This window comes from Klebsiella sp. GG_Kp173 (assembly GCF_040062415.1).
GTDB lineage: Bacteria > Pseudomonadota > Gammaproteobacteria > Enterobacterales > Enterobacteriaceae > Klebsiella > Klebsiella quasipneumoniae.
Genome location: NZ_JBEAFZ010000027.1, coordinates 1 through 25,425, shown reverse-complemented (window position 1 = coordinate 25,425; position 25,425 = coordinate 1). Strand labels below are relative to the sequence as shown.

The 25,425-nt window shown below is 59.3% G+C and carries 27 protein-coding genes and 2 pseudogenes; 13 read left to right on the top strand and 16 right to left on the bottom strand.

Features of this window, described 5'->3' with window-relative positions:
• Nucleotides 1-27 precede the first annotated feature (27 nt).
• Nucleotides 28-1,407, bottom strand: coding sequence for an amino acid permease (locus tag ABLU50_RS14230; RefSeq protein WP_087832832.1), 1,380 nt, complete (start codon nucleotides 1,405-1,407; stop codon nucleotides 28-30).
• Between the two features lie 334 nt (nucleotides 1,408-1,741).
• Here ABLU50_RS14230 and ABLU50_RS14225 point away from each other — a divergent pair, with 334 nt between their 5' ends.
• The 3 genes from ABLU50_RS14225 to ABLU50_RS14215 all read left to right on the top strand — a co-directional run bounded on the left by ABLU50_RS14225 (nucleotide 1,742) and on the right by ABLU50_RS14215 (nucleotide 4,325).
• Nucleotides 1,742-2,221: an Lrp/AsnC family transcriptional regulator gene (locus ABLU50_RS14225; protein WP_023318081.1), complete on the top strand. Its 480-nt coding sequence runs from the start codon at nucleotides 1,742-1,744 to the stop codon at nucleotides 2,219-2,221.
• A gap of 251 nt (nucleotides 2,222-2,472) precedes the next feature.
• Nucleotides 2,473-3,087: a YitT family protein gene (locus ABLU50_RS14220; protein WP_004176405.1), complete on the top strand. Its 615-nt coding sequence runs from the start codon at nucleotides 2,473-2,475 to the stop codon at nucleotides 3,085-3,087.
• A 38-nt stretch (nucleotides 3,088-3,125) separates the two neighbouring features.
• Nucleotides 3,126-4,325 (top strand): amino acid aminotransferase, encoded by a 1,200-nt coding sequence (locus ABLU50_RS14215; protein ID WP_087832831.1) that lies wholly within the window; start codon nucleotides 3,126-3,128, stop codon nucleotides 4,323-4,325.
• Nucleotides 4,326-4,353: 28 nt separating this feature from the next.
• Here the strand turns inward: ABLU50_RS14215 and ABLU50_RS14210 are convergent, their stop codons facing one another.
• The 3 genes from ABLU50_RS14210 to ABLU50_RS14200 are packed head-to-tail and all read right to left on the bottom strand — an operon-like array spanning nucleotide 4,354 to nucleotide 6,840.
• The gene (locus ABLU50_RS14210) at nucleotides 4,354-5,022 is read right to left on the bottom strand and encodes a methionine ABC transporter permease (RefSeq protein ID WP_004203975.1); all 669 of its coding nucleotides are present in this window, start codon (nucleotides 5,020-5,022) and stop codon (nucleotides 4,354-4,356) included.
• Nucleotides 5,015-6,028: an ATP-binding cassette domain-containing protein gene (locus tag ABLU50_RS14205; protein WP_048294638.1), complete on the bottom strand. Its 1,014-nt coding sequence runs from the start codon at nucleotides 6,026-6,028 to the stop codon at nucleotides 5,015-5,017. Before ABLU50_RS14205 ends, ABLU50_RS14210 begins: the two co-directional genes overlap by 8 nt.
• Nucleotides 6,029-6,036: 8 nt before the next feature.
• The gene (locus ABLU50_RS14200) at nucleotides 6,037-6,840 is read right to left on the bottom strand and encodes a MetQ/NlpA family ABC transporter substrate-binding protein (RefSeq protein ID WP_004203972.1); all 804 of its coding nucleotides are present in this window, start codon (nucleotides 6,838-6,840) and stop codon (nucleotides 6,037-6,039) included.
• 220 nt (nucleotides 6,841-7,060) lie between these two features.
• Here ABLU50_RS14200 and ABLU50_RS14195 point away from each other — a divergent pair, with 220 nt between their 5' ends.
• Nucleotides 7,061-8,236, top strand: coding sequence for an aminotransferase class I/II-fold pyridoxal phosphate-dependent enzyme (locus ABLU50_RS14195; protein ID WP_087832830.1), 1,176 nt, complete (start codon nucleotides 7,061-7,063; stop codon nucleotides 8,234-8,236).
• A gap of 19 nt (nucleotides 8,237-8,255) precedes the next feature.
• Here the strand turns inward: ABLU50_RS14195 and ABLU50_RS14190 are convergent, their stop codons facing one another.
• From ABLU50_RS14190 to ABLU50_RS14180, 3 genes are all read right to left on the bottom strand, one after another.
• The gene (locus ABLU50_RS14190) at nucleotides 8,256-8,615 is read right to left on the bottom strand and encodes a hypothetical protein (protein ID WP_023318077.1); all 360 of its coding nucleotides are present in this window, start codon (nucleotides 8,613-8,615) and stop codon (nucleotides 8,256-8,258) included.
• A gap of 205 nt (nucleotides 8,616-8,820) precedes the next feature.
• Nucleotides 8,821-9,732, bottom strand: coding sequence for an NmrA/HSCARG family protein (locus ABLU50_RS14185; RefSeq protein ID WP_087832829.1), 912 nt, complete (start codon nucleotides 9,730-9,732; stop codon nucleotides 8,821-8,823).
• Nucleotides 9,732-10,595 carry an MBL fold metallo-hydrolase gene (locus tag ABLU50_RS14180; RefSeq protein ID WP_176391542.1) on the bottom strand — a complete coding sequence of 288 codons (864 nt, stop codon included), beginning with the start codon at nucleotides 10,593-10,595 and terminating at the stop codon, nucleotides 9,732-9,734. Before ABLU50_RS14180 ends, ABLU50_RS14185 begins: the two co-directional genes overlap by 1 nt.
• Nucleotides 10,596-10,682: 87 nt before the next feature.
• Here ABLU50_RS14180 and ABLU50_RS14175 point away from each other — a divergent pair, with 87 nt between their 5' ends.
• A complete protein-coding gene (locus ABLU50_RS14175; RefSeq protein WP_087832827.1) occupies nucleotides 10,683-11,606 on the top strand; it encodes a LysR family transcriptional regulator in 924 nt (307 codons plus the stop codon).
• Between the two features lie 21 nt (nucleotides 11,607-11,627).
• Here ABLU50_RS14175 and ABLU50_RS14170 read toward each other — a convergent pair whose 3' ends face one another.
• Nucleotides 11,628-12,533: a LysR family transcriptional regulator gene (locus ABLU50_RS14170; RefSeq protein ID WP_087832826.1), complete on the bottom strand. Its 906-nt coding sequence runs from the start codon at nucleotides 12,531-12,533 to the stop codon at nucleotides 11,628-11,630.
• Between the two features lie 138 nt (nucleotides 12,534-12,671).
• Here ABLU50_RS14170 and ABLU50_RS14165 point away from each other — a divergent pair, with 138 nt between their 5' ends.
• On the top strand, nucleotides 12,672-13,601 hold the full coding sequence (locus ABLU50_RS14165) for an aromatic alcohol reductase (protein WP_087832825.1): 930 nt from the start codon (nucleotides 12,672-12,674) through the stop codon (nucleotides 13,599-13,601).
• Nucleotides 13,602-13,632: 31 nt separating this feature from the next.
• On the top strand, nucleotides 13,633-13,839 hold the full coding sequence (locus ABLU50_RS14160) for a DUF1471 domain-containing protein (RefSeq protein WP_060655790.1): 207 nt from the start codon (nucleotides 13,633-13,635) through the stop codon (nucleotides 13,837-13,839).
• A 50-nt stretch (nucleotides 13,840-13,889) separates the two neighbouring features.
• On the opposite strand, the gene ABLU50_RS14155 is transcribed toward ABLU50_RS14160, so the two are convergent.
• Nucleotides 13,890-14,768 (bottom strand): AraC family transcriptional regulator, encoded by an 879-nt coding sequence (locus ABLU50_RS14155; protein ID WP_323084165.1) that lies wholly within the window; start codon nucleotides 14,766-14,768, stop codon nucleotides 13,890-13,892.
• A 158-nt stretch (nucleotides 14,769-14,926) separates the two neighbouring features.
• Here ABLU50_RS14155 and ABLU50_RS14150 point away from each other — a divergent pair, with 158 nt between their 5' ends.
• Nucleotides 14,927-15,682 carry an SDR family oxidoreductase gene (locus tag ABLU50_RS14150; RefSeq protein ID WP_087832824.1) on the top strand — a complete coding sequence of 252 codons (756 nt, stop codon included), beginning with the start codon at nucleotides 14,927-14,929 and terminating at the stop codon, nucleotides 15,680-15,682.
• 4 nt (nucleotides 15,683-15,686) lie between these two features.
• On the opposite strand, the gene ABLU50_RS14145 is transcribed toward ABLU50_RS14150, so the two are convergent.
• Nucleotides 15,687-16,280 (bottom strand): TetR/AcrR family transcriptional regulator, encoded by a 594-nt coding sequence (locus ABLU50_RS14145; RefSeq protein WP_087832823.1) that lies wholly within the window; start codon nucleotides 16,278-16,280, stop codon nucleotides 15,687-15,689.
• A gap of 73 nt (nucleotides 16,281-16,353) precedes the next feature.
• On the opposite strand from ABLU50_RS14145, the gene bdcA reads away from it, so the two are divergent.
• Entirely contained in the window at nucleotides 16,354-17,067 is a 714-nt protein-coding gene (gene bdcA, locus ABLU50_RS14140; protein WP_004203956.1) for an SDR family oxidoreductase, read from the top strand.
• Between the two features lie 492 nt (nucleotides 17,068-17,559).
• The gene (locus tag ABLU50_RS14135; protein ID WP_087832822.1) at nucleotides 17,560-18,126 is read left to right on the top strand and encodes a DJ-1/PfpI family protein; all 567 of its coding nucleotides are present in this window, start codon (nucleotides 17,560-17,562) and stop codon (nucleotides 18,124-18,126) included.
• A gap of 141 nt (nucleotides 18,127-18,267) precedes the next feature.
• On the opposite strand, the gene ABLU50_RS14130 is transcribed toward ABLU50_RS14135, so the two are convergent.
• Nucleotides 18,268-19,029 (bottom strand): SDR family oxidoreductase, encoded by a 762-nt coding sequence (locus ABLU50_RS14130; RefSeq protein WP_087832821.1) that lies wholly within the window; start codon nucleotides 19,027-19,029, stop codon nucleotides 18,268-18,270.
• 108 nt (nucleotides 19,030-19,137) lie between these two features.
• Here ABLU50_RS14130 and ABLU50_RS14125 point away from each other — a divergent pair.
• Nucleotides 19,138-20,051: pseudogene (locus ABLU50_RS14125) on the top strand (LysR family transcriptional regulator).
• A 302-nt stretch (nucleotides 20,052-20,353) separates the two neighbouring features.
• Nucleotides 20,354-20,542: a hypothetical protein gene (locus ABLU50_RS14120; protein ID WP_004183775.1), complete on the top strand. Its 189-nt coding sequence runs from the start codon at nucleotides 20,354-20,356 to the stop codon at nucleotides 20,540-20,542.
• Nucleotides 20,543-20,613: 71 nt separating this feature from the next.
• Here the strand turns inward: ABLU50_RS14120 and ABLU50_RS14115 are convergent, their stop codons facing one another.
• The 5 genes from ABLU50_RS14115 to opgC are packed head-to-tail and all read right to left on the bottom strand — an operon-like array spanning nucleotide 20,614 to nucleotide 24,755.
• Nucleotides 20,614-21,057, bottom strand: coding sequence for an ATP-binding protein (locus ABLU50_RS14115; protein ID WP_087832885.1), 444 nt, complete (start codon nucleotides 21,055-21,057; stop codon nucleotides 20,614-20,616).
• Nucleotides 21,058-21,076: 19 nt separating this feature from the next.
• Nucleotides 21,077-21,415 carry an STAS domain-containing protein gene (locus ABLU50_RS14110; RefSeq protein WP_023289382.1) on the bottom strand — a complete coding sequence of 113 codons (339 nt, stop codon included), beginning with the start codon at nucleotides 21,413-21,415 and terminating at the stop codon, nucleotides 21,077-21,079.
• Nucleotides 21,405-22,619, bottom strand: a complete 1,215-nt coding sequence (locus tag ABLU50_RS14105) for a SpoIIE family protein phosphatase (protein WP_069135675.1) — start codon at nucleotides 22,617-22,619, stop codon at nucleotides 21,405-21,407. Before ABLU50_RS14105 ends, ABLU50_RS14110 begins: the two co-directional genes overlap by 11 nt.
• An 8-nt stretch (nucleotides 22,620-22,627) precedes the next feature.
• Entirely contained in the window at nucleotides 22,628-23,527 is a 900-nt protein-coding gene (locus ABLU50_RS14100; protein ID WP_048294582.1) for a hypothetical protein, read from the bottom strand.
• 10 nt (nucleotides 23,528-23,537) lie between these two features.
• Nucleotides 23,538-24,755, bottom strand: a complete 1,218-nt coding sequence (gene opgC, locus ABLU50_RS14095; protein ID WP_087832820.1) for an OpgC domain-containing protein — start codon at nucleotides 24,753-24,755, stop codon at nucleotides 23,538-23,540.
• Nucleotides 24,756-25,031: 276 nt separating this feature from the next.
• Here opgC and ABLU50_RS14090 point away from each other — a divergent pair.
• Nucleotides 25,032-25,376 (top strand): annotated as a pseudogene (locus ABLU50_RS14090) (cellulose synthase); the annotation flags it as partial.
• Between the last annotated feature and the right edge of the window lie 49 nt (nucleotides 25,377-25,425).

Below are 25,425 nucleotides of genomic sequence, written 5' to 3'. Positions count from 1 at the left end.
CCCTGCCGCCTGGCAGGGCGTCGCAGATTAACGCTCCTCCAGCGCCGCCACCGGCTCCGGCGCGCTTTTCCTGCGCAGCAGATAGCCTGCGGCAAGGATCAGCAGCCATACCGGGATCAGGCAGACGGAGATGCGGATGTCCGGGGTCAGATACATCACCCCGAGGATCCCGGCGAGAAACAGCAGACACAGCCAGTTTGTCAGGGGATAAGCGAAACTCTGGAAAGCCGTTACCTTCCCGGCACGCTGCATCGCGCGGCGGAACTTAAGATGAGTGATGCAGATCATCGCCCAGTTGATGACCAGGGCGGCCACCACCAGGGCCATCAGCAGGGCAAAGGCTTTCCCGGGCATCACATAGTTAATCACCACGCAAAGCGCCGTGGCGACGGCGGATACCGCCAGGGCGGTCAATGGGCTCCCGCGGTGGTTCACTCGCAGCAGCGCACGCGGGGCGTTGCCCTGCTGAGCCAGGCCGAACAGCATCCGGCTGTTGCAGTAGACGCAGCTGTTGTAGACCGACAGCGCGGCGGTGAGCACCACCAGATTGAGGGCGTTGGCCACAATATTGCTGTCAATGGCGTGAAAGATCAGCACAAAAGGGCTTCCCCCTTCCACGACGTTCCGCCACGGGTAGAGTGACAACAGGACCGCCAGCGACCCCACGTAAAACAGCAGAATCCGGTAGATCACCTGGTTGGTGGCTTTGGGAATGGTTTTATGCGGCTCATCGGCTTCCGCCGCGGTGATCCCCACCAGCTCAAGCCCGCCGAAGGAGAACATGATCACCGCCATGGCCATCACCAAGCCCGTGATACCGTTAGGGAAAAATCCCCCGTCCTGCCACAGGTTGGCCACCGTCGCCGCCGGGCCGCCGTGACCGCTAAATAACAGATAGCAGCCAAAGGCGATCATGCTGATGATAGCGGCCACTTTGACAATCGAGAACCAGAACTCCAGCTCGCCATACACTTTGACGTGCGTCAGGTTGATGGCATTGATCGCCACGAAGAAGATCGCCGCCGACAGCCAGGTGGGTACCTCCGGCCACCAGTACTGAATATAGATCCCCACCGCCGTCAGCTCCGCCATGCTTACCAGCACGTACAACACCCAGTAATTCCAGCCTGACATAAACCCGGCGAAGGGCCCCCAGTAGCGGTTGGCGAAATGGCTGAACGAACCCGCCACTGGCTCCTCTACCACCATTTCGCCAAGCTGACGCATGATAAAGAAGGCGATAACCCCGGCGATGGCGTATCCCAGCAGGACCGAAGGGCCTGCCATACGGATCGTTTGCGCAATACCTAAAAACAGTCCAGTGCCGACCGCCCCCCCGAGGGCAATCAACTGGATGTGGCGGTTTTTTAACCCGCGTTTTAACTGATGCTCTTGCTGCGTTGTCATCTCTGACCTGCCCCTGTCTGTAAAAAGTCACTTTCGCCGGTAGCAACTTTCAGGCCAGCGGATCGCCGCGCAGCGGCAGACAAAAAGTAATACATTGAATTATATTAAAATATTGTTTTCACATCAGTTCCGGTAGCTGCTCATCGCGGCGCTGACCTGGCGCATCACACGCGAAAACTGGTCAGATTACGCACAGATCATGAGAAAAAGAGCAGCTTAATGCATGAACCTGACCCATTTTGGTGCATACGCTTTGCCGCCGTCCGCCCAGGCTTCACGCCAGGCAAAAAACTGTTAGGCTGTTAGTCACTTTTACGTTCCGCTAGTGGCCACTATGTACAACATCGACGACTATGATCTGAAAATTCTTACCCTGCTGCAGGCCAATGGCCGTTTAACCAATCAGGAACTGAGCGAGCTTATCGGCCTGTCCGCTTCCCAGTGTTCACGCCGGCGTATCGCCCTTGAACAGGCGCAGCTTATCCTCGGCTACCATGCGCGTCTGGCGCCGGATGCCGCCGGGCAAGAGATGCTTGGCCTGATTGAGGTGCGTCTGCTGAATCACACCCCGCAATGCGTGGAGAGCTTTCATCAGATGCTCAGTGAAGTGGACGCCATTCTGGACGCCTGGAAAACCACCGGCGACGCCGATTATCTGCTGCGGGTAACGGTCCCGGACCTGCCCGGTCTGAGCCATTTGATCAGCCATATTCTGGCGCAAAACAAAGGGGTGGCCCATCTGAAAACTGCCGTTGTGCTCAACCGCCTGAAAGAGAACGGCCAGCTGATGCCGGGCACGCCCCCGCTGCGCTGAACCGGAGCACAGCGCCCTGCGTTGGTGCAGACGCGGGGCCAGAAAATGCATGTAAAACGGCGAATTCGCACAACTCACGCATACAGAAACCATGACACGCACGATTCGTGCAATTTTCTCTTCCTGTCAGAACAACAGGTTAGGCTTAACCACGGCTGTTTTTTCCGCAAACGATCGCCCGGGCACGCTCCTCTGGTGCGATTTTTGCAAACAAGCGCTTATCCTTGTTAACGAAAAGATAGTGCTTATTTATGGATAACGTCCTTTCCCCTGAAAAACTGACCCACACCTGGCTGGAGGATGCCCTGGCGCTGCTGTTCGGCACGCTAATGATCTCCTTTGGTATTATCCTGTTTCGTCAGGCCGGTGCCCTGACCGGCGGGACGGCAGGCATGGCCTTTCTGATCCACTACGCCACCCACCTGCCGTTCGGCGTGGTTTTCTTCGCCATTAATCTGCCCTTCTACTGGCTCTCCGTCCGGCGGATGGGCGCCGCCTTCACGCTGAAAACCTTCTGCGCGGTCGGACTGGTGTCGCTGTTCTCCGACCTGCACGGCTACTTTATCCATGTCGATCGCCTGAACCCCTATTACGCCACCCTCTTCGGCAACATCATGGTCGGTATCGGCTTTGTGGTGCTGTTCCGCCATAAAGCGAGCCTCGGCGGCGTCAATATTCTGGCCCTCTATCTGCAGGATAAAAGCGGCATCCGCGCCGGTAAATTCCAGATGGTAGTGGACGCCTGCATCGTCACCGCCTCGCTGTGGGTGGTTAGCCTGCCGATGCTGCTGGTCTCTGTCCTCGGCGCCGTGATTTTGAATTCGATTATCGCCATGAACCACCGCCCCGGACGCTATGCGGTGTAATGGCTTCACCTTTAACGGTCATTTCAGGAGTAACCACTGTGTTCCAGAACGTCGACGCCTACGCGGGCGATCCTATCCTGTCGCTGATGGAAGCCTTTCAACAGGATCCCCGGGCAGACAAAGTTAACCTCAGCATCGGGCTGTACTATAACGAGCAGGCCATCATTCCTCAGCTGGAGGCGGTCCGCCAGGCCGCTGACCGGCTGCAGAGCCAGTTGCAAAAGGCCAGCCTCTATCTGCCGATGGAGGGACTGGCACCCTATCGCCGCGCGGTCCAGACGCTGCTGTTTGGCGAACATCATCCGGCGTTGCGTACCGGACGCATCGCCACCATCCAGACGCTGGGCGGCTCCGGCGCGCTGAAGGTGGGCGCTGATTTTCTCAAGCGCTACTTCCCCGACTCCGCGGTCTGGGTCAGCGATCCGACCTGGGAGAACCATGTGGCCATCTTTGCCGGGGCGGGCTTCGAGGTGCATACCTATCCCTGGTTCGACAGCGCCACTCGCGGGGTCAATTTCCCCGCCATGCTTGCCGCCCTCCAGCAGCTCCCGCCCCGCAGCATCGTGCTGCTCCATCCTTGCTGCCATAATCCGACGGGGGCCGATCTCACCCCCGAGCAGTGGGATCGGGTGATTGAGGTGTTGATCGCCCGGGAGCTGATCCCGTTCCTCGATATTGCCTACCAGGGCTTTGGCCGTGGGCTGGATGAAGATGCCTATACCATCCGCGCCATCGCCAGCGCCGGGCTGACGGCGCTGGTTAGTAACTCGTTCTCGAAGATTTTTTCGCTGTACGGCGAGCGCGTCGGCGGCCTGTCGGTGGTCTGTGACAATGCCGATGCCGCCGGGCGCGTGCTGGGCCAGTTGAAAGCCACCGTGCGCCGCAACTACTCCAGCCCGCCGGGGTTTGGCGCCCAGGTGGTGTCGCAGGTGCTCAACGATCCCGAGCTGAATGCCCTGTGGCAGGAAGAAGTGGAGGCCATGCGCACCCGCATCAGCGCCATGCGCGTCGCGCTGGTGAAATCCCTGCAGACAGCCCTGCCGGCGGAGGATTTTTCCTATCTGCTGACCCAGCGCGGCATGTTCAGTTACACCGGCTTTAGCGCCGATCAGGTAGACGTTCTGCGCGAAGAGCACGGCATCTATCTGATCGCCAGCGGTCGGGTCTGCGTGGCCGGGCTCAACCGCGGCAATATTGCGCGGGTAGCCAGCGCCTTCGCCGCGGTATGCGCACGCTAGCCGGGGCAACCCCGGCGCGGATTAGCGGTTATTCGCGACGCAGCCGGCGAGCCAGGCGTGTACCCAGCGTCTGAATAAGCTGGACAATAACAATCAACACCAGGGCGGTGGTGAGGGTGGCAAAGGCGTCGAAACGCTGATAGCCGTAGGTGATCGCCAGATCGCCGATCCCGCCGCCGCCCACCGTTCCCGCCATGGCGGTCGCGCCAAGCAGACCGATGGTCGCGGTGGTAAGGGCCAGAATCAGCGACGCCGCCGCCTCCGGCAGCATAAAGTGCCAGACGGTCTGCAGAGGGGTAGCGCCCATGGCGTCTGCGGCCTCAAGGATCCCCTCATCCACCTCCAGCAGCGAGCTCTCCACCAGCCGGGCAATATAGGGGGCGACAAAAACGATCAGCGGCACGATGGCCCCCGCGGTGCCGATAGTCGTGCCCACCAGCAGCCTGGTGAAGGGCAGGATCACAATCAGCAAAATGATAAACGGCAGCGAGCGCAGCACGTTAATCAGCGGATTCAGCGCCTGATGCACCACCGGGTTGGCCACGATGCCGCCGGGACGGCAAACCACCAGCACAATTCCCAGCGGGACGCCGATCAGCGCGCCAAAGCCCAGTGAGATGGCGACCATAATCAGGGTATCATGCAGCGCCAGCAGAAACTGCTCGCCGGTAATGGCGGTATCAATCAGATCAAACATGGGTGATTTTCACTCCTGCGTCGGCCAGATGGGTGATAGCGCGTTCGGTTTCGTCAGGCTCGCCGAGGAGTTGCACAATCATAAATCCCAGTATCCGGCCCTGAACTTCGGACATGCTGGCAAACAGGATATTCACCTCGACAGCATACTCGCGGATCAGGTGGTTAATGATCGGCTGCCGGGCCGTCGCGCCGATAAATTCGAGGCGTAAAGCCCGGGCGCCGTTATCGCGCTGCAGGAGCGACGCCACCCGCTGCGGCAGGCGATCGTGCACCACCGACTGCACGAAACTGGCGGTGACCGGATGCTGCGGCTGGGCAAAGAGATCGAACACCGTCCCCTGCTCAACAATGCGCCCGGCCTGCATCACCGCCACCTTGTTACAGATTTTCTGGATCACTGACATTTCATGAGTAATCAGCACAATGGTGATGCCATAGCGGCGATTAATCTCCTGCAGCAGCAGTAAGATCTGTACCGTGGTGTGGGGGTCGAGCGCCGAGGTGGCTTCATCGCACAGCAGCACCGACGGGTTGGTGGCCAGCGCCCGGGCGATACCGACCCGCTGCTTTTGCCCTCCCGATAGCTCATTAGGGTAGCTGTGCATTTTGTCGCTCAGGTCGACAAACGCCAGCAGCTCCGCAACCCGCGCCTGGATAAAGGCCTTGTCGCGGCCCTGCAAAATAAGCGGGATAGCGATGTTATGAAATACCGTTTTCGAATTCAGCAGATTAAAATTCTGAAAGATCATGCCGATATCTTTTTTGATCGCCTGCAGGCGCTGGCCGCTGCAGTCCTGTAGCGGCTCACCGTTCAACACCACCTCGCCCTCGCCCGGCGTTTCCAGCCGATTAATCAGCCGCAATAAGGTGCTTTTTCCTGCGCCGCTGTAGCCAATAATGCCGAAAATATCGCCCCGGTCGATACTGAGATTAATATCCTGCAGGGCCAGAACTGGATGCCCTTTTCTGGAAAAGGTTTTACTGACATGGCGAAATTCTATCATCGCGTTATTCATTTTAAATAATCAGGCAGCAGGTAACCATCATACTGCGGATGGCTGAGAATATATTTTTTGAAATCGGCAGAGTGATAGCCGTCGATAATATCTTTGGCAAACTGCGCCTTCTGATTTTTACCGGCAACGGTTACGACGTTAATAAAATGGCTGGTGGCGGCCTCCAGCTTTAATGCTGAGGTGAGCGCCATGCCGCTGGAAACGGCGAAATTGCCCTGAATCAGGCCATAGTCGACATCCGGCAGCGCGCGAACCTGCTGGGCATTGTCCATCTCCTTAAGCACGATTTTATAGGGGTTAGCAACGATATTGCGCTGGGAAAAGGTGGCGGGATCGCTGTCCGGTTTAATCTTCACCCAGCCCAGACTTTCCAGCACCAGCACCGCGCGATATTCGTTCGACGGCTGGTTTGGCACCGACACCACCGTGCCGGCTGCCGGGGTGCCCAGGGTGGTCAGTTTGCCGCCATACAGGCCCATCGGCGGTGTGGGTACCTGCACAATGCCCACGTTATCGGTCCCCAGCCGCTCATTGATCGCTTTCAGGTATACCGGATGCTGCATAATATTCGCTTCGATATCGCCGCGGGCTACCGCGTCATTGACCTGAATACCGTCGCTAAAATCTTTATATTCGATTTTATACCCTTTACTCAATAAATAGGGGGCGACCCCTTTTTCAAATTGCTCTTTATACGGCCCGGGATTGAAGCCGATACGAATAATTTGATCTGCGGTGGCGTAAAAAGAGGTAGCGGATAACAGGGCAAGCGTCATCCCGAGCGCAACTGACTTGTTCATAAGGTATTTTCCTGGAAGGTTGGCGATATTGAGCGATTAAATCACAGCCGCAAGAGGGTTGTAAGCCAGAACGCCGGATTTCCTTTTGCTTATTCCTCATAACCTTTTGCCATCCCGACATATCCTAAAAATAATCATCCTTTGCAGATATTGTTATTTAGCCAGGCGCCATAAATCCCTTAAAGATGGCAGATTATTGATGACGTAAACCGGGAAAATTATGCCTGATTTTGCTGCTTCACCGCTGGTGGACGCCCTGGAAGAGAATCTGTTCAGCCTGCTGGAAAACCTGGCCGCGGAGGTCAACACCGACATGCTGCCGTTAATCGACCTCTCCAGCGGCAGTCCGGATCAACCCACCCCGCCGGAAGTGATTGACGCGCTGCAGAGCGCCATTCATCGTCGTGAAAACCATGGCTACCCCTCATTCTGGGGCAAGCCGCAGGTCCGCGAAGCGATCGCCCATTTTTATCGTCGCCAGTATGATGTGGAATTCGATCCGCACAGCGAAGTCGCGGTATTTCAGGGCTCGCATATCGGTATTGGCGGCATCCCGCGGGCGCTGCTCCGTCCCGGGCAATACCTCATCTCCACCGATCCCTGCTATCCCATTTATCGCTCAGCGGCGCTGCAGTCCCAGGCGACGTTTTATGGCCTGCCGCTAAGGGCTGAGAACCATTTCCTGCCGGATTTTAACGACCTCCCCCGGGAGGTGGCTGACAAGGCCGGGCTGGTGGTGCTTAACTATCCGCATAACCCCACCGGCGCCCTCGCCACGCCGGCGCTGTTCGCCAGCGCCCTGCAGTTTGCCCACCGTCACCAGGTGCCGATCCTGCACGATTTTGCCTATGCGGCCATCGGCAGCGCGGCCAGTGACGCGCCGCTGAGCCTTTTCTCTCAGCCCGGCGCGAAGGCGTGGGGAGTGGAAACCTACACCTTCTCCAAGACCTTTAATATGGCCGGCTGGCGCTTCGGCTTCGCGGTCGGCAACGCCTCGATTATTCGGGCATTTAAAAAGCTGCACACCCACAGCTACAGCACGGTGTTTGGCGCGATTCAGGATGCGGCGATCGCCGCGCTCAGCCTGCCGGCAGAACGGATTACGCAGCTGACAGCGGCGTATCATCAGCGCCGGGAGTGGGTTCTGCGTCGACTGGCCGCGCTGCGCTGGCCGGTTCGTACCGCACAAGGCACGTTCTTCCTCTGGCTGAGCGTGCCGCCCGGGTACCGTTCACAAGAGTTTGCCCGCCTGCTGCTGCAGGAGGCGCATATTCTGGTGGCGCCAGGCACTGGTTTTGGCGAAGGGGGCGAAGGGTTTATCCGCATCAGTCTGACGGCTGGGGACGACGCGCTGAGCAACGCGCTGGACCGTCTCGCCCGGCTGGCGCTGTTTTAGCGCCCGCCTCGCGGGGCCGTTACACCTTCAGGTAGCCCGCCATGCGTTGAATACGCGCGGCGGAATAGTCATAGCAGGCGCTGGCGGGTTTACCCAGGACGCGATATTTGGCGCCATTGTAAAAGGCGGTCTTATTCTCCTCTTCCAGAAAGCGCCGGGAGACGGTGTCGCTGAAAATACGGTCGCCATCCGACTGCGGTTGATAGCGGCTGGATTTGACGCTCTCCCACGCCACGCCGATCGGCTTATGGTCATAGCCGGTCATACAGAACAGCCGGTTGGAGGCCAGCAGATCGGCCTCGATGGTTTTAAATTCCGCCGCCGTAGCGGCGCAGGTCATGCTTAACAGGCAGGCCGAAGCCCATCGGTAAATTGTCATTATTCAGGCGATCCCAGAGTGTTTCCTCCATTGTAAGCGGCTGAAAATTCCGGATGTTCGCTTTTACCTATCGTTGTGCGTGAAAACCGCTTAAAATTTCACAATCGTACTCCTCGTGAGTTGTCTTAACGACCTGTAGGCCCTCCCTGCGCAGGTCATCACGCCGGCCAAACACCGAGACGCCGGCGCAGAGGAGGTATCGCCTTTAACGATTAAACGCCCAGCTGGCCCCGCTGGTCAGCGCCCGCTCAAAGGCGGGACGGCCGGGGCCCGCCAGCCAGCCGGCGAAGGTGTGCAGCTGCGGGTGCAGCTGGCGCAGGGCGTCGAGGTCGGCATGGCCCGCCAGCCGCCCGTCGTCCACCAGCCCGGTCAGCTTGTGCAGAAATGGGCTGGCGGCCAGCACCTCGTCGGAAAATCGCGAATAGGGGATCGGCCGTCCCGCCGCCGCGGAGAATAACGCCTCCAGCTGGCGACCGGTCACGCTGTCGCTGGCGATCTCGAAGGTCTTGCCGGCAAACCGCGCCGGCGCGGCAAAAATCGCCGCGACAAGCTGGCCGATATCCTCCACCGCCAGCACCTGCATCCTCCCCTCCGGCAGCATAAAAAAGTGAAAATGACCTTCATCAAGGCCAAAACCGGGCATCACCAGCAGCTCCATAAAGGTGGCGGGCCGCACGATGGTCGCCGCCAGCGGCAGGCGGCGGATATGCCGTTCAATTTCCGCCTTGGTGTCATAATGCGCTACCCCGGTCGGCGTCTCCCCCGCCGCGCTGCCGGAGCTGTACACCAGATGCTTCACCCCGCACTCGACGGCGAGGTCGGCGATGGTTATCCCGTAGCGTACCTCCTGCTCATCGGTCACCGTCCCTCCCGGCGAACTGGGCTGGACGCTGAAGACGCCGTCGACCCCGGCCATTGCCGATCGCATTGCCGCCCGGTCTTCAAAGGTACCCACCACCAGCTCGGCTCCCCGTGCCGCCAGCGCGACGGCCCCGGCGGAGAAAGGATCCCTGACCAGCGCCCGAACCCGCCAGCCGCGGTGCAGCAGCGCCCCCGCCACCGAGCCGCCCTGCTGACCGGTGGCGCCAAAAACCAACACGCTTTGCGTATTATTCATCACTGTTTCCCCTCGTCTGCAGATGGTTGTCCGGCGTCTCGCCAGCGATTCTCCCCTGGCCTGTCTTCCTCCAGCCAGCCGCAGGAGGATCCGGGGAAATGGCCGGTGAACCATTGGGCATGATGGCTTGCGCACCATGCCATCATCTCCCGTCGCGAGCGTTCCGCCTGCCGGGGATCGCCGCAGAACGCCGAGTTCCAGTGCGGATGGGTAAACTGGCGCGGGGAATGCAGAAGATCGCCGGAGAAACAGGCGTAGTCATCGCCAGAGGAGAGGATCAGCGCGGCATGGTCAGGACTGTGGCCGGGGGTAGGGATAAAGGCGATCCGTCCGCCGACCTGCGGCCTGGCCGCCACATCCACGGTCTCCAGCTGGCCGGCCTCGATCACCGGCAGCAGGCTGTCGAGCCACAGCGCCCGGTAACGTTCGCTGTTCTTCACCCGCGTCAGCTCTTTTGCCGAACACAGATAGCGCGCGTTGGGAAACAGCGGCGCCCAGCGATCGTCCTGCCAGACGGTATTCCACCCGACATGGTCGGTATGCAGGTGAGTCAGTAGTACCAGGGTCACCTCCTCCGGGTTCACTCCTGCGGCGCGGAGATTCTCCAGATAGGGCGTGTTAAGTTGATGATAAAGCGGATTGCCGCCGCGTTCCCGGCCGTTACCCGTGGCGGTATCGATAACTATCAGATCGTGGGGGGTCTGTACCACCCAGCTGTGGATCGATAGCGCGATTGGCTGATTATCGGCGTCCGCCTCCGTCGCAGGGAACGCTGCGGGATAGAGCGCCGCCGGCTGCAGGCTAATCTCGCGCTCCGGAACTTTGAATATCAGGCTGTCGCCTGTCTGGTAAGTTTGCATCACTCCCTCCGCGCGCATTGCGCTGGTTGATTTATCGGGGTGATATTCACTATGCTGCCGGGATAACCCACATTCAAATTGATTATCATAATGAAGAAAATCATTGAAAATGATTTTAGTCGTATCGATCTGAATCTGTTGACGGTCTTGATGGTGCTGTACCGCGAAGCCAGCGTCACCCGCACCGCAGAGGCGCTGCATCTTGGCCAGCCGGCCATCAGCGGGGCGCTGAAACGGCTGCGCGAGATGTTTGACGATCCATTGTTCGTGCGCAGCGCCAGAGGCATGCTGCCGACGCCGCGGGCGCAAGCGCTGATGACCGAGCTGCAGCCGCTGATGGAACACCTGCATTCGGCAATGTTTGGCGCCGGGGAGTTTTCCCCCGCCAGCGCCCAGCAGCTTTTCCGCGTCGGCCTCAGCGACTGGAGCGAACACTGGCTGATGCCCCAGCTGTTACCCGGACTGATGCAGGAGGCACCCGGGGTGTCGCTCCAGACACTAGCCGCCGACCCCTTCCAGGTACGCCAGCTGTTGGAAGAGGATCGCATTGATGTCGCGGTATCCCTCAACAAACAGAGCCGCGGGGAGATCGTCAGTGAACCGGTGATGAGCATGGGGGTGACCACTCTCTGGTCGCCACAGCAGATCCCCTGCCGCGGGCCGTTGTCGGTGAGCGACTTTGTCGCCTGGGAACATGTGATGGTGGCCTATCGCGAAACCGGCCACGGGGAAATAGACCGCCAGCTCGCCAGTCAGGGACTCGCGCGGCGCGTGCGCTTTGCCACGCAGAATTTCTCCACCTTTCCCCTGCTGCTGACCACCCTGCCGCTCTTCGCCACCGTCCCCCAGGGACTGGCGAAGCGCTGGCAGGCGCAGTATGCCCTGCGCGCGGACGCCCCGCCGGTGGCCTACCCGGAATTTACCCTGTGTATACTGCGTCACAAACGCCGGGCGCAGGATCCGGCGCTGAACTGGCTGATAGCGAGGATAAAACAGGCCATGCGCGGACCATAGCGGGAGCGAATACCACCGACATCAGGCCTCGCTGAGCGGGGGTTGCAGAACGCGTCTGCTCCAGTCATAAAATGCGCGTACCGCCGGCGGCAGATAGCGGTTTTGCGGATAGACCAGCGACAGGGGAAGATCAGAAGCGGCCTGCTCCAGACAAGCGACCAGCGCGCCGCTCTGCAGATAAGGTTGCGCCAGATAGCTGGCGACGCGGATCAGGCCCAGCCCCTGAACGCCGGCCTGGATATAGGCATCGGTATCGTCGACCACCAGCGTCTCCTGCATGCGGATCGCGCAATCGCCGTCATCGAGGGAGAAAAGCCAGTCGATGGTCCGCCCGGTACGGTGGTTCAGGTAGCCCACCGCCCGGTGCTGGTGCAGATCGACGATGCTCTGCGGCCGGCCGTGGGCCGCAAGCCAGGCCGGCGAGGCGAGGACCATCCAGCGGTAGCGGGCCAGAGGACGCGCCACCAGGGTGGTGGAATCTTCGATTTGTCCGCTACGGATCACGCAGTCGAATCCCTCCTGGATAATATCTTCCACGTTGTCGCTTGAGCAGAGGATCATCTCCAGGTCAGGATACTGCTGCAGAAACTCGCCGATCCTTGGCAATACGCAGTGCCGGGCAAGAGATTGCGGCATCCCCACCTTGAACCGCCCGGCGGGCTGGGCCGAGCGGCCGGGAAAGGAGGCTTCCATCGCCGCCATCTCGGCCAGCAGCCGTTTACACTCCGCGTAATACCGGCGTCCCTCGGCCGTCACGCTGAGCTTGCGGGTGGTGCGCTGAAGAAGCTGCGCCCCCAGCCAGGCCTCCAGCTCCTTCACTACCCGCGACACCGTTGAGCGCGGCTGCCCCAGCACCTCCGCCGCCCGGGCGAAGCTGTGGGCATCCACAACCGCAACATATAACTGCATGGCATCCAGTCTGTCCATTTCGTTCTCCACTGGCGGTTATTATCCCATTAAGACGAACAGTCTAACCCGAAATCCTGTTCTTATCGAATGATGCCCTCCCCTCTACACTGAGCCTGTAGCCAGTCAATACAAGGCTTAACTGAGTAAGGAGTTAAAATGAAATCTGATAATCTTAACCACGAGGAAAAAGTATTGGTGCTGGGAGCGGGACAACTGGGCGCCGCCGTACTGGATGCGCTGGTACCTGCGGTGATCCAGCGCAAGGGCGCGGTCTCGGTTATCGTCTCGCCGGCGGCCTGGGATGAAGCCGGCCAGCTGCGGTCGGCAAACCACCGGGCGCTGGCCGACGCCGGGGCCACCTTTCTCGCCGTCGACATTGCCGGTAGCGGCATGGAGACGCTGGCTGGTCAGTTTAGCGGATTCACCACCGTGATTAACTGCATGGGCTTTGTCGCCGGTCCGGGGACACAGCTAAAAATTACCCGCGCGGTGCTGGCCGCCGGAGTGCCCCGCTATTTTCCCTGGCAGTTTGGCGTCAATTACGATGTGGTCGGCAAAGGCAGCGGCCAGCCGGTGTGGGACGAGCAGTATGATGTCCGGACCCTGCTGCGCGCGCAGCAGGCCACGGAGTGGGTCATTGTCTCCACCGGCATGTTTACCAGCTTTCTCTTCGAGCCAGACTTCGATGTGGTGAATTTATCCACCCGAACCGTTCACGCCCTTGGCGGCTGGGACACCCAGGTGACCGTCACCTCGCCGGCGGATATCGGCCGCCTGACCACCGCGATTTATCTGCATCAGCCGCGGATCGTCAACGAGGTGGTGTTTGTTGCCGGCGAAACGACCTCTTACCGCCAGCTGGCGGAAACTGTGGAACGCGTGACGCAGCAGACGTTCAGCAAAGCCGTTCACACCCTGCCCGCCCTGCTGGACCAGCTGCGGACGGACCCGGATAACGCCATGCTGCGCTATCGCGCTGCCTTCGCCCGGGGGGATGGCGTGTGGTGGCCGATGGGCGACACCTGGAATGCCCGCCACCATCTGCCGACCCAGGACATTGCCGGCTGGCTGCAGGCCGCGCGCTGAATTTCTCTCACAGGACAGAATGAAAATGAAGATGAAAAAGTTAATTCCACTGATCGTATTGAGTTGCCTGCTGCCGCTGGCGGTCAACGCCAGGACCATCACTGCCACCGGCGATACCCTGGACAACGCGGAGAGCAAAATTCGCCAGCAGGCCGCCCGCGAGGGCGCAACCGCCTATCGGATCATTGAGGCGCGAATGGGCAACAAAGTGCATATTACGGCGATACTCGACAATTGAACCACCGCTACCCGGCTCAGGGAGGAGCCGCCGCCATCCCGCGCGCCAGGTCAGGCGCTTATTTTTTCCCGTCGGCGATCGCGGCCCGGCGGCGCACCGTACAGGCGAGCGTATTCCCGGGTGAACTGCGACACGCTGATATAGCCCACCTCCCCGGCCGCCTGCGCAATGCTCATGCCTTCCGCCAGCATCAGGCGGCGGGCGTGGATCAGGCGCAACTGCTTCTGAAACTGCAGGGGCGACAAGGTGGTCATGGCGCGGAAATGACGGTGAAAGACAGAGACGCTCATGCCGGCGGCGTCGGCCGGCGCGTCGACGCTGACTGGCTGCATAAAATCCCGGCGCAGCATCGCCACCGCCCGGCGGATCCGCGCCGAATGGCTGTCTACAGCGCCCAGCGCCCGGATGGCTGGCCCGTGAACGCTCTGCAACAGCCAGTAATGCAGCTCCCGCCGCAGCCCTTCGCCTAACACCGCCAGCGCCCCCGGTTGATCAAACAGCCTTGCCAGCCGATAAGCGGCGTCCGTCACGTCAGCATTCATCGGTTCGATACCGACGCGGGGCGCCTCATCCGGACCAGATGGCCCGGCCTCCTGCAGCTCGCGCAGGATAGCCAGGTCCAGCTCCAGCACCAGCGCGTAATAGGGAAAGCGCTGACTGGCCTCGGTGATCTGGCTGGTGGTGGGAACATCGGCGGCTATCACCATCGCCTCCCCCGGACCGTAGTCAAAGCTTGCCAGGCCGGTGGTCACGCTTTTGCGCCCCTGCAGCAGCATGGCCACCAACGGCCTGGCGATGGCCGCCTGCAGATCGCCGGGGTGCAGGGCCCGCACCAGGGTGATGCCGGGAACCGGGGTAACCGCCACCCCGCTGCTATCGACATGAGCATCGGCATACCGGCGGCAGAGAGCGAAGAGTTCGTCGCGCATAAGATCCTTTCAGGCAAGTTTTAAAGCCTGAGTATGCGCTATTTCCCGCCAGAGGGGTGTGTATGGAGAGGAATGGGCAAAAAATAACAAGGATTGGGCAACCCGGTCTGGTAGGCACCCCCTATTGTAAGGACTCCACACACCAGAGAGGATCGAACATGACTAAGATTGCACTTATCACCGGCGCCAACCGCGGCCTTGGCCGTCAGACCGCACTGGATATCGCCCGCCAGGGTGGGGACGTTATCGTCACTTACCGCGGCAATATTGAACAGGCGGAAGCGGTGGTGGCCGACATTCACGCTCTCGGCCGCAAGGCCATCGCCCTGCCGCTGGATATGGCGCAGACCACCCGCTTTCCGGCCTTCGCCGACAGCCTGAGCGCTGCGCTGGCCAGCATCTGGGGACGGAACACCTTCGATCATCTGATCAATAACGCGGGACACGGCGAATTTGCCCCGCTGGCCGAAACGCGCGAGGCCCAGTTCGACGGGCTGTTTAACGTCCACGTCAAGGGGGTGTTTTTCCTCGTTCAAACCCTGCTACCGCTGCTGGCTGACGGTGGACGGATCGTTAACTTCTCTTCCGGACTGACTCGCGTCTCATATCCTGGCTTCTCCGCCTACGCTGCGGCCAAAGCGGCCGTGGAGATGCTGAGCGTGTACATGGCCCGCGAGCTGGGCGGGCGCGGCATCACCGTCAATACCATCGCCCCCGGGGCTATCGCCACCGATTTTGGCGGCGGGCTGGTGCGGGACGACGCGGGGGTTAACGCGCAGTTTGCCGCGATGACGGCGCTGGGACGGGTGGGCGTTCCCGAGGATATTGGGCCGATGATCGCCAGCCTGCTGCGTGACGATAACCGCTGGGTAACCGCCCAGCGGATCGAAGTCTCGGGCGGACAGACCATCTGACCACTCAGGCCGGCAGGATGTGCGCCAGCGCCACGCCTGCCAGCCGCACGGTCTCCAGAAGACGCGGGAGGCTATCCCCCTCCCGCGCTTTCGCCGACAGACCAAGCATCAGCGTATCCATATAGTCAGTCACCCGCAGCGCATCCTGCGGGTGATGGCGGGCGATATACTGCTGGATTTTGGCCCTCGCCGCAGCATGCCATTCGCCTGCCGCCACCCGAGCGTCGGCATCCTGACAATGTCCCCCCTCCAGCACCAGGCAGCCGGCGGCGGCCGGATCGGCTACATAGCGGCGAGCCGCCTCCTGCAGCACGGCGATGAGCGACGCCGCCACCGGCTGGTCGTCCTGCAACAGCGTCTCTATGGGGATGGCCCCGGTCTGGCTGTAGCGCTGCAGGACGCGGGTATACAGGCCAAGCTTGCTGCCGAAAGCGGCATAAAAGCTTGGGGGGTTGATGCCGAAAGCCTGGGTCAGATCGGCCACGCTCACCGCGTCGTAGCCTCGCGCGTGAAAGAGGCGCTGAGCCGTTTCAATAGCCTGTTCCGCATTGAACTGACGGGGGCGCCCCGGGGTACGCCCTTGTTTTGTAGTGGTCACTATATTAATCCTTGACAGCCTGTTTTGCCGCAGCATATTGTAATCATCACTACAATATCATGAGGTGCGGGATATGACAGCGTTTCACAACAAATCAGTGCTGGTTTTAGGTGGAAGTCGGGGAATTGGCGCGGCGATCGTCAGGCGCTTTGTCGCCGACGGCGCGTCGGTCAGGTTCAGCTATTCCGGTTCGCCGGAGGCGGCCGAGCGGCTGGCGGCGGAGACCGGCAGCACGGCGGTGCAGGCGGACAGCGCCGATCGCGATGCGGTGATAAGCCTGGTCCGAGACAGCGGCCCGCTGGACGTGTTAGTGGTCAATGCCGGGATCGCCATTTTTGGCGATGCCCTGGAGCAGGACAGCGATGCCATCGATCGCCTGTTCCGCATCAATATTCATGCCCCCTACCATGCCTCCGTGGAAGCAGCGCGCCGGATGCCGGAAGGCGGGCGCATTATTGTCATCGGTTCGGTCAATGGCGATCGCATGCCGGTGCCGGGAATGGCGGCCTATGCGCTCAGCAAGTCAGCCCTGCAGGGGCTGGCGCGCGGTCTGGCACGGGATTTTGGCCCGCGCGGCATCACGGTCAACGTCGTCCAGCCCGGCCCAATTGATACCGACGCCAACCCGGAGAACGGCCCAATGAAAGAGCTGATGCACAGCTTTATGGCCATTAAGCGTCATGGCCGACCGGAAGAGGTAGCGGGCATGGTAGCCTGGCTGGCCGGTCCGGAGGCGTCGTTTGTCACAGGCGCCATGCACACCATCGACGGAGCGTTTGGCGCCTGATGACCCACGGCGGCGGCGCGCGCTTTGCCACGCCGCTGTCCTGACGTCATGGTCCACTGGATTCATCAGGCCAGGCTGTCGATCGCCATAAAATACGATCTTCGGTGAGGATCAGTCTCGCCTCCGGGGGACTGGTGCGCTTTGCGGATCCGTCCCCGGCGCCAGACTTAGATAACAAACCTCTCGCGCCACCGCGCCGCCGGGTGCCTCAAGGCTCAGAATTAAAACCCCTTTTCCATGCCATCCCACAGCTGCTGCTGCACGATATTGCCGCGGCGCTCGCCGTTTTTACTGCAGCGTGGTGTGCCCCTGAACAGGACGCTTTTCTGTGGTAACAGACATTAGCATTGGCGAAAAAGTTGCCGTTACCAAAAAAACATGAACCCGGTTACAAGATGCGCATGCCACCGTCTTCAGCATCCTGAGGAGGTCGCATTCTGCGGATCGCCAGGCTATATCTATGACACCTTTCTCCCACAACGAGTAAAAATAATGAGCAAGAAGATCCTGATGCTGGTCGGCGATTACGCCGAAGATTACGAAACGATGGTCCCTTTTCAGGCTCTGCAGATGATTGGCCACCAGGTCGATGCGGTCTGCCCGGATAAAGCCACCGGCGACTATGTGATGACGGCGATCCATGATTTTGACGGAGCCCAAACCTACAGCGAAAAGCCGGGGCACCGCTTCACCCTGAACGCCGATTTTGCCGCGGTGAAGGCCGAGGATTACGACGCGCTAGTGATCCCCGGCGGCCGGGCGCCGGAGTATCTGCGTCTGAACGAGCAGGTGATTAAACTGGTACAGGCGTTCGACGCCGCGCGTAAACCTATCGCCGCCGTCTGCCACGGGCCACAGCTGCTGGCCGCCGCCGGTATTCTGCAGGGGCGGACCTGCAGCGCCTTTCCGGCCTGCGCCCCGGAGGTGCGTCTGAGCGGCGGGCATTATGCCGATATCGGTATCGATCAGGCGCATGTTGACGGCAATCTGGTCACTGCTCCCGCCTGGCCGGCCCACCCGCAGTGGCTGGCGAAATTCGCCGCCCTGCTGGCGGAGTAACGCATTTTCTCTGACCAGACAAATGGACTATCGCCGCGCTGGTGCTCTCTTGCTTACCGGCCGGCGGTTTTCGAGCGGCCGTTTCCGCTACAGTCAAACCTGACCAGCTCAGCGATACGCTGGCCGGGTTATCTCCTCGACTCAGATGCGCATTCCCCCGGAAACTTCAATGCGCTGAGCATTAACCCAGCGATGATCATCGGATAACAGCGAGGCGATCATCGGCCCGATATCTTCTGGCACCCCCGGTCGGCCAAGCGCCGTCATGTTCGCCACCGCCTGAGCGACCTGCGGGTTATCCCGCACCACCCCGCCGCTGAAATCCGTGGCGATGGCGCCCGGCGCTACGCAGTTTACCGTGATCCCGCGGCCGCCCAGCTCAAACGCCATATAACGGGTCAGGGTTTCCACCGCAGATTTCATGATCGCATAGGGCGCCCGGTTCGCCATCACGATACGGGTCAGTCCGGACGAGATATTCACAATTCGCCCGCCATCCGCCAGCAGCGGCAATAATTTTTGGCTGAGGAAAAAAACCCCCTTCACATGGATGCGATAAAGCGCATCGAACTCCGCTTCGGTAGCGTTCAGAAACCCCATGCCGCTGGCATTGCCGGCATTATTAACCAGGTAATGAAACCGATCGGTCCCCAGCTCCGTCAGCGCCTCCTGAAAGGCGCTGACAAACCCGTCAAAGGTGTCGGTTTCGCCGGCGCTGAAGGGCAGCGCGATCGCCCGCGAGCCCTGAGCTTCAACCCGCGCGACCACATCGTTCGCCTCGGCAAAATGCGCGTTGTAGGTCAATACCACGTTCACGCCGCGCTGAGCCAGCGCTTCAACGGTTGCGCGCCCCAGGCCGCGGCTGCCGCCTGTCACCAGGGCGATTTTTGCGCTATTGTTCATGTTTCCCCCTTTTATCTCTGCTGAAAACATGAGCGATTATAGGCCTCTGAATGCCGACGATAAGACCGCATGGCGCGACAGGATTGTTTTGCCAGCTGGAACAATGCCATGGATAAACTGGATACCCTGACCCTGTTCGTGCGCATCGTCGAACGGGGTTCGTTCAGCGCCGCCGCCGCGGATCTGGGTTTTTCCCGGCCGGTGGCGACTGCGGCCATTAAGGCGCTGGAGGCCAGCCTTGGGGCGCGCCTGCTGCAGCGCACCACCCGGCACGTGCAGCCGACGGCGGAGGGCTCGCTGTATTATCAGCGCTGCGTGTCCATCCTGGCGGCCCTGGAGGAGGCCAACCGCAGCGCCGGGGGGAGCATCTCCGGCACCATCCGGGTGGACGTGGCGGGCAATCTGGCGCGAACCCTCCTGCTGCCCGCGCTGCCGCAGTTTCTCGCCCGCTATCCGGCCATTACGTTACAGATAGGCGAAAGCGAGCGCGACGTCGATCTGGTCCGCGAAGGGGTGGATTGCGTCATTCGCGGCGGCCATCTTCCCGATAGCGAGATGATTTGCCGGCCGCTCGCCAGGCTACAGGAGATCACCTGCGCCAGCCCAGCCTACCTCGCCCGGTACGGCACCCCGCATACGATTGACGGGCTGGCGGGACACGTGGCGATCGGTTTTGTTTCAGCGCGCACGCAGCGTACCTTGCCGCTCAGCTTTACCCTGGGTGGCAGCCAGACCAAGGTCAGTTTGCCCTGTCGGCTGCTGACCTCCGACGCCGACGTCGGCGCCGAAGCGGCAAGGCTTGGCTTTGGCCTGTATCAGGCACCCTTGTCCCGCCTTGAGGCCGATCTGGCATCCGGTGTGTTAACGGAGGTGCTGGCTGATTTTCGCCCTGCGCCGCTGCCGCTCTCCCTGCTCTACCCCAGCAGCCGGCAGCTCTCTGCCCGGGTACAGGTATTTATCGACTGGGTGACGGCGCTGATGAAGGACCCCTGGCGCAGCAGGCATCCGGAAGGCTAAAATAATGTTTGCTATTATTTGCGGCTCGTGCGTTAATCGTTAAGTCGATTTACCAGACGAAAAGTTATTATCTAAGTACGTGTTCTCATCTCCAGGCGTTATCCCTGATACCACCTTCCTTTGAGCAGTCCCGTTAGTATTTTGCTTTTTCTGTAAACAGGCCCTGTCAGCCCCCTGTTGGCTCGTTAAACAAGCCCTCCGACTGACCCCATACCCGGCTTACTCCTAACAAAAATCAGCCGCGTTAATTTCCCTGAAAACGACCATTGTCTTTTCAACAGAACATTACCCATACAAGGTTTACATTATGATTGAACATATCCATTTTAGATGCCCATGCTGCCATGGCTCCCAGTACAGAACGTCCCAGTTTGACGTGACGGAAAAAAATCCCTTTGGTGCAAAATGCATTTTCTGCAAATCGGCCATGATGACGTTAGATACTCTTCGCCCTTATCACCTGGGCGCGCTGTCCACCGCTCAGGCCCAGCCATAAGACGGATGAAGAGGGTGAACGCGGGCGGGAAAATTCCCCCGGGGATTCACCTGGGGGCAAGCTCTGTTCCTTCACCTGACGCGATCGTCGGTGGAATGGCGAAGAACGGCATCCGGCAACGCTTTTATCAGGGTCGTCACATTCTCCCCGGCGCGGGTTTCCACATTAAAATAGTCCACCGCGCGCAGAATAAGCCGCAAACCTCTGCCGCTTTCCGCTAACGGATCGACATCGAAGCGCTCATCGCCACGCGCCAGCGCCAGGCGCTCGGCCGGAAAGACCTCTCCCGCATCAATAAAGCGCAGCGTCACCCGCTCTTCCGTTGCGATAAATTCGACACGAAAAACACGTTGCCGATCCTCATGTAACGCATAGCGAATGATATTGGTGGCCGTCTCACAGACGGCAAGATCGAGCGCGAAGCGCCACTCCTCCCCGACGGGCAGCGGCGCCATTTGTTGAGCCAGCCACGCCGCCAGCGGTGATAGCGAGCTGAGTTGGGCAGGAAAATTCAAGACGTTATTCACGGGCGCGTCACGGATTGAACTGCGCAAGGGCTGAAGTGCGATCCTCGCAAATACGAAAAATACGATCCATCCTGGTCAGGGTAAACATATTGCGAATGCCGGGGTTCAGCGCGCACAGTGTCATTTCTCCTTTACCGTTCATCATTTTCATCAGGGAAACCAGCGTTCCCAAACCGCTGCTGTCGATAAAATCGATTTTACTGAAATCAACAATCAGATCGGTGCGATCTTCGCCTATCTCCTGGGCGATTGCCGCTTTAAAGGCTACCGCGACGGAAGCATCCAGCCGACGCACCGCCGGCGTCAGGATCGTCACCGAGGCCTGCCGTTCGGTTTCAATTTTCATCACTGTCCCCTGTACGTTCAATAATCAAGAGTGAAACATCATCGGCCATCGCCTGGGTCTCCTGCGCGTCGCCACTGCGCCAGCGGATCAGGTGCCGGGCAAACCGCGGCAGCAGCGCGGGCAGCGGCTGCGTCACGCTGTCCTGCAGCCACGCTTGCAAGCGCGCCTCGCCAAACTGTTCACCGCTCCGGTTTTCACATTCGGTGATACCGTCGCTGAACAGGCACAGCCGCTCTCCCGGCGCCAGCGAAAAACTGACATCTGCCCACGAGAGATGGTCTATCAACCCCACCGGCGCCCCGCCGCTGCCGACCGGGCGGACGGTAGCGTCCGGGCTAACGATAAAAGGCGTGGGATGCCCGGCCTGACAGAGTTTGCCCGCGCCGGTCTTCAGGTCGATGACGCCATAGATCAACGTGAAATAGCTGACGATCTCTGTTTCGTCACTGCAAAAACGACCATTGAGGATCGTCACCACCTCGGCAGGCGACGCCGGCTGGTTGTCTGCCGTAAAAAGAAAGCGCTCAACGGCCCTGCCATGCAAAAACTGGCGGGCGACGGCGAGCGACATCATCGCCGCCCCCACGCCGTGTCCGGAGACATCCACGCAGTAAAATCCGAGACGATCGCCCAGCGGGAAGACGTTAAAAATATCCCCCGACACCCAAGCCGAGGGCAGGAAAATCCAGTCGGAGAAAAATCCCTGATGGCGCAGCTGATGAGCCGGGAGAACCGACTGTTGAATGCGCGCCGCCAGCTCCAGATCCTGTTCAATCTGTCGCAGCGCTTCGCTCAGCCGCGCATTGCGCGCGGCGAGGTCGGCCTCGAGAGAGAGGATCCGCGCCCCGGCGTGCAGCCGCGCCCGCAGCTCGCTCTGCTCTACCGGTTTGCTGAGAAAATCATCGGCCCCGGCCTCAAACCCCTGCGTTAAATCGCCAGGGTCTTCGCGGGCGGTGAGCAATATCAGATAAACATAATGACCAAACTGGCGACGGCGAATTTCCCGGCATAGCGTCAGGCCATTCATCTCCGGCATCTCCCAGTCGCTTATCACCAGGCTGACAGGCTGGTTTTCGAGGATCGCCAGCGCGTCGACGCCGTTTTCCGCCTCACTAACGATATAACCCCACTGCGTCAACATTCGGCTTAGCAGCCGACGATAAACCAGCGAATCTTCAACAATCAGGACGTGCTGTGCCGACATCGCGCCTCCTAAATCGGCAAGAACCAGATAAGGCTGATCGTGCCTTCACGAAACTTGCCGCTGCCGCTGTCATGCCCCGGGTAGCGGGTACCGGCATAGTTGGCATACTGCACAGAGAACGATCCCGGCGTATAGCCCGCGTAGCCAAAGCTGTAACTATAATCGCCATTCCACGGCTGCTGCTGGCTGCTGTCCGGATACCAGAAGGCAGTGGCGCGCACAAAAAAATGCTGCTTAAAGGTATATCCACACCCCCCAAGCAGCACATTTTTGTTTTTGCGGATATCGTTACTCTCCAGATCGTAATAACGCGGCACCCAGCTGTAGCCTGCCTGGCAGATAATGGCGTCGCCTTTGTTAATCAATAGTGCATTTTCCATCGGCTTCGGCAGCGAAAATTTATACGCCAGGGTAAATGCCCCCTGCTCAAAATAGGTGTGACGCTTGCTGCCCGAGGTCCAGAAGTGGTTATCGCCATAGTTACTGTAAACCAGGCTGAAGGTGTTGGCATGCCAGTCGTCGTAACCAAAACTATAGCGAAAATCGGCGGTATAGCGGCTGGTATCAGTCACCGGTAAACGGGATGTCACGTTGGCGAACCAGAAGCTGTAGGGCGAGTATTGCAGGCTGAGGTTCAGCGTCTGATTATATTTTTTCTTCTGTTCTGCGCTGTCTGAGCTGTTGGGGACGGTCATCCACTGCTCTTTTAAACCCGAACTAAAGCTCAGCGCTCCCGAGAATACCTTGTCATTCCCGGAAAAAAGCCGTCCCCAGCGGCTGGTAAACACGCCGGCCTGCACCGGTTCACCATTTTTATCACGCAGCGGTTGTGCGTCGTTCTTCTCTGCGCCTTCCGCACCTGCGATGGCGCACCATAGCGCGCAGGCCAGCATATATTTCTCCCGCATTTGCCCTTCCTTAGTTAGGTATCCAGCGTGCGGCGACGCGGTATTTGGCCATCAGCCACAGAACGCCCAGCGCGGCGGCATGGATCAAGGTGTTCTCTATCCACGCCTGGCGCCACAGATCGAAGGTGACCAGCTGGCTTACGGCGAGCACGATGTAAACATGCAAAATAAAGGTGTAGAGCGAACGCTGCCCGAGCGGGATCAGGAACCAGCCTGCCAGCCGGTTAAGGGGGCGCCAGCACCAGGTCAATAGCAGATAAATGGTGACCATCAGACTGATATCATTGAGGATCCGTACCGGACCGAGGCCGTTTTTCGCCGCCCAGGTATGGTAAAAGGCGTTAAAATCCGCCGGCGGGATTACGTGCATCAGCAGCGCGGGCGGCATAAAAGGATTGGTATGGTTCTGGGCGACAAACGCAAGGATAAGCGCGATGAACACCAGCGCCGCCACGGCGACTTTGCCGGGCGGCGTGCGGGCGAAAGAGATCAGTTCCGCTTTGTACCAGCCGCAGCACATGCCCAGCACAAAGATAAATTGCCAGGCCAGCAGGGGAAAGGCGAATTCAAATTCGCAGGGCGTGACCCATATCGGCCAGTGTTGCCAGCAGCCGTATATCAGCAGCGAGGCGCCCAGTAATGGGTAGACGTGACCCTTTTGCAGCATTCCCAGAAACAGCGGGCTGAGCAATAACAAAAAAATATAGAGTCCGAGGATCTGCGTCTGATGCGGGCCAATCTGCAGATAGAGGATAATGTTAAACCACGTCTCTTTTATTTGCGGGGTGAGCGGATAGAGCGACCAACTGGTCCCGGAAAAGCGGTCGGTAAAATGAGTGACTTCATAGACATTAATATAAGGCAAATATCTCAGCAAAAGAAAAGAGACAATAATAATAATATTAACCTGATATATTTTCCATGCGCGAAGATAAAGCCCCCAGCTCACCGTCAGTAATACTGCCTTTTGTAATCTGACACGATTTAGCATCCCTAACATGAAGCCGGACAGGATCACAAAGCCCTCGGCACCGGTGGTCAAACCAAATCGTTCCCAGCTGAAAATATTAAATATCGACATCACTTCGGTATGCGCCACCACCATCATCACAAGAGCAATACCGCGCATAAAGTCGATACGCAGGTCGCGATTCCCGGTCAGAGAGTAACGCCAGGACATTGATTTATAAGTTTCTTTTTGCGAAATCGCTGAAGCAACCTGGCTCATTAGGGATCCTGCCGTCTACCCTGCAACATTTATTACAAATTATTTAGATAGTGTAGAATGGGCTATCTTGCAATGTTCGTTTTATAAATTCCGCCGGCGTGCATCACACTATGTTAAGTCATCCCGGTGACTATCAGTTCGCGCTGTTGAAATTTTTGCGCCACCATCTACACTCACTTTACTGTTATTTATAAGCCCCTGTGCGTTTTGCAGAACGCCCCCAATCGATAACAGACCTGTCATTCAAACTCAGCGCGGAATCAGGATATCCTTGCTATGGATTTTTATTTTTCCCGTTTTGAACATCGCCGACCGCCTGAACCGCTCAGCACCCCGCGCTGGGTGAGAATGATTTGGCAGGTATTAGCTGTGGCCGCCCTGGTTCTTGGCGCTAATTATATTTACTGGCGCTGGACCGCCTCCTTAAACACGGACGCACTGTGGTATGCGATCCCTCTGGTGCTGGCGGAAACCCTGGCATGGATTGGCACAGTTCTGTTCACCATTAATTTATGGCAGGAAAAAGATCCTCCGCCAGGGGTCCCCCCGACGGAGATCAACGACTGTCTGCGCGCGGATGAAGCGGTGGAGTCGAGGCCGATTAAAGTCGATCTGTGGCTTTGTTGAATAAATCGAACTTTTGCTGAGTTGAAGGATCAGATCACGCATC

What these genes read in the sequence shown, in the direction of transcription:
- ABLU50_RS14170 (WP_087832826.1), bottom strand. Translation starts at nt 12,533, where the DNA reads ATGGACAGACTGGATGCCATGCAGTTATATGTTGCGGTTGTGGATGCC.
- ABLU50_RS14220 (WP_004176405.1), top strand. Translation starts at nt 2,473, where the DNA reads ATGGATAACGTCCTTTCCCCTGAAAAACTGACCCACACCTGGCTGGAG.
- ABLU50_RS14195 (WP_087832830.1), top strand. Translation starts at nt 7,061, where the DNA reads ATGCCTGATTTTGCTGCTTCACCGCTGGTGGACGCCCTGGAAGAGAAT.
- ABLU50_RS14110 (WP_023289382.1), bottom strand. Translation starts at nt 21,415, where the DNA reads ATGAAAATTGAAACCGAACGGCAGGCCTCGGTGACGATCCTGACGCCG.
- ABLU50_RS14230 (WP_087832832.1), bottom strand. Translation starts at nt 1,407, where the DNA reads ATGACAACGCAGCAAGAGCATCAGTTAAAACGCGGGTTAAAAAACCGC.
- ABLU50_RS14185 (WP_087832829.1), bottom strand. Translation starts at nt 9,732, where the DNA reads ATGAATAATACGCAAAGCGTGTTGGTTTTTGGCGCCACCGGTCAGCAG.
- ABLU50_RS14190 (WP_023318077.1), bottom strand. Translation starts at nt 8,615, where the DNA reads ATGACAATTTACCGATGGGCTTCGGCCTGCCTGTTAAGCATGACCTGC.
- ABLU50_RS14105 (WP_069135675.1), bottom strand. Translation starts at nt 22,619, where the DNA reads ATGTCGGCACAGCACGTCCTGATTGTTGAAGATTCGCTGGTTTATCGT.
- bdcA (WP_004203956.1), top strand. Translation starts at nt 16,354, where the DNA reads ATGACAGCGTTTCACAACAAATCAGTGCTGGTTTTAGGTGGAAGTCGG.
- ABLU50_RS14135 (WP_087832822.1), top strand. Translation starts at nt 17,560, where the DNA reads ATGAGCAAGAAGATCCTGATGCTGGTCGGCGATTACGCCGAAGATTAC.
- ABLU50_RS14160 (WP_060655790.1), top strand. Translation starts at nt 13,633, where the DNA reads ATGAAAAAGTTAATTCCACTGATCGTATTGAGTTGCCTGCTGCCGCTG.
- ABLU50_RS14225 (WP_023318081.1), top strand. Translation starts at nt 1,742, where the DNA reads ATGTACAACATCGACGACTATGATCTGAAAATTCTTACCCTGCTGCAG.
- ABLU50_RS14155 (WP_323084165.1), bottom strand. Translation starts at nt 14,768, where the DNA reads ATGCGCGACGAACTCTTCGCTCTCTGCCGCCGGTATGCCGATGCTCAT.
- ABLU50_RS14205 (WP_048294638.1), bottom strand. Translation starts at nt 6,028, where the DNA reads ATGATAGAATTTCGCCATGTCAGTAAAACCTTTTCCAGAAAAGGGCAT.
- ABLU50_RS14175 (WP_087832827.1), top strand. Translation starts at nt 10,683, where the DNA reads ATGAAGAAAATCATTGAAAATGATTTTAGTCGTATCGATCTGAATCTG.
- ABLU50_RS14150 (WP_087832824.1), top strand. Translation starts at nt 14,927, where the DNA reads ATGACTAAGATTGCACTTATCACCGGCGCCAACCGCGGCCTTGGCCGT.
- ABLU50_RS14100 (WP_048294582.1), bottom strand. Translation starts at nt 23,527, where the DNA reads ATGCGGGAGAAATATATGCTGGCCTGCGCGCTATGGTGCGCCATCGCA.
- ABLU50_RS14200 (WP_004203972.1), bottom strand. Translation starts at nt 6,840, where the DNA reads ATGAACAAGTCAGTTGCGCTCGGGATGACGCTTGCCCTGTTATCCGCT.
- ABLU50_RS14165 (WP_087832825.1), top strand. Translation starts at nt 12,672, where the DNA reads ATGAAATCTGATAATCTTAACCACGAGGAAAAAGTATTGGTGCTGGGA.
- opgC (WP_087832820.1), bottom strand. Translation starts at nt 24,755, where the DNA reads ATGAGCCAGGTTGCTTCAGCGATTTCGCAAAAAGAAACTTATAAATCA.
- ABLU50_RS14130 (WP_087832821.1), bottom strand. Translation starts at nt 19,029, where the DNA reads ATGAACAATAGCGCAAAAATCGCCCTGGTGACAGGCGGCAGCCGCGGC.
- ABLU50_RS14210 (WP_004203975.1), bottom strand. Translation starts at nt 5,022, where the DNA reads ATGTTTGATCTGATTGATACCGCCATTACCGGCGAGCAGTTTCTGCTG.
- ABLU50_RS14120 (WP_004183775.1), top strand. Translation starts at nt 20,354, where the DNA reads ATGATTGAACATATCCATTTTAGATGCCCATGCTGCCATGGCTCCCAG.